The organism is Methylorubrum podarium, from assembly GCF_022179745.1.
Taxonomy (GTDB): domain Bacteria; phylum Pseudomonadota; class Alphaproteobacteria; order Rhizobiales; family Beijerinckiaceae; genus Methylobacterium; species Methylobacterium podarium.
This window is the reverse complement of the sequence record NZ_BPRD01000614.1, coordinates 1-1210: the sequence shown is the minus strand read 5'-3', so window position 1 is coordinate 1210 and position 1210 is coordinate 1. Positions and strand designations below refer to the sequence as shown.

Sequence of the window (1210 nt, the reverse complement as noted above, 5' to 3'; positions counted from 1 at the left end):
CGTTCCGCTCGCGGATCTCGGCCATGAACTCATCGACGGACGATGCGCGCGCCTCGCCCGGCACGATGCTCGCGACCTGGGCAAAGGTTTGCGTCACGTCGCGACCGTCCTGCGGCCGCCCATCGGCCGGTTCGTGCTCGAACACGATGCGCCGCGCCTTGTCGACGAGGAAGCGCGTGCCCTCGATGTAGTTGGTGAAGTACGCCTCGACGAATGACGTGCAGTCCCGCTCGCCGGGACCGACGTGCGGGTCGGCCAAGTCGGGCGCGACGCGCCCGAGGGTCATCGCCAAGACCTTGAGGCGCTCCATGCACTCGGGGTCGTAGGGGTCGTCCGGCCGGCGCCGCGCGGCCACGTCCCTTGCGACCAAACCGGCTTTGCGCGTTCCGAGGATGGTCCCGATGATATCGAGGAGGACCTGCAGTTCCTGTTCCGCCCCAAGCGAGCCTGCGATGCACTCGGCCCGCTGCCGGATCTCCCGGAGACCGTCCTCATGGGCGGTCTTCAGCAACCGCTCGACCTCTCGTTCGACGCCTTCCCTTCCGACGGTGCGGCTAGGCCCACTCCGTGCGCGTGATGCCTGCAGGTTCTCCAGCAGGGCGCGCGCGTCGCTCGGAAGGTAGACCCCGAGGAAGGACATGTCCCCCTCCAACGGCCCTGGACCGGGGAAGGTTCTGATTTCCAAGCCGGGCAGTGACAACCGCCTGCGGGCCTTCCCGTGCGGATCGGTCGCGAACACCCAGCCCGGGAAGACGACGCGCCCGTCCGGCCCGCGCTCACGCCAGGGATTCCTCTGCAGGGCAGTCCGGCCCCTGAGCACGGCACCAGGCGCGTATCGAGCGAGGATGGGAGCCCATCCGCCGCAGACAATCTCTTCGACGGGACGACCGTTGCACACCGCATAGATGCCGTCGCCGACCCGCCGGAGCTTGCCGGCGGCGGCCTGCCGCTGAAGGGACCGGTCGCGTTGCGGGTCGCCTCGCGTGAGGATCAGATCACCGTGCGTCGTAGCCACTTAACGCCCCCGGGCGGCGGAAGCCCCGTCGCTTATATCGACATAATAACCTCTTGTGTCGTTTAAAACAACATAAGCTCGCAATTGCCCTAAGGCAGGCTGATATACCCGTCTACTACTCGATTCCCGGACAAGGCAACCATGTCTCCGAGCGGTTGGAAGTCGAAGACCCCCTCAGACCGGCATGCCGGTCAA

At 66.6% G+C, this 1210-nt stretch carries 1 pseudogene; it reads right to left on the bottom strand.

Features of this window, described 5'->3' with window-relative positions:
* Nucleotides 1–1015, bottom strand: a pseudogene (locus MFF42_RS24720) (Fic family protein); the annotation flags it as partial.
* Between the last annotated feature and the right edge of the window lie 195 nt (nt 1016–1210).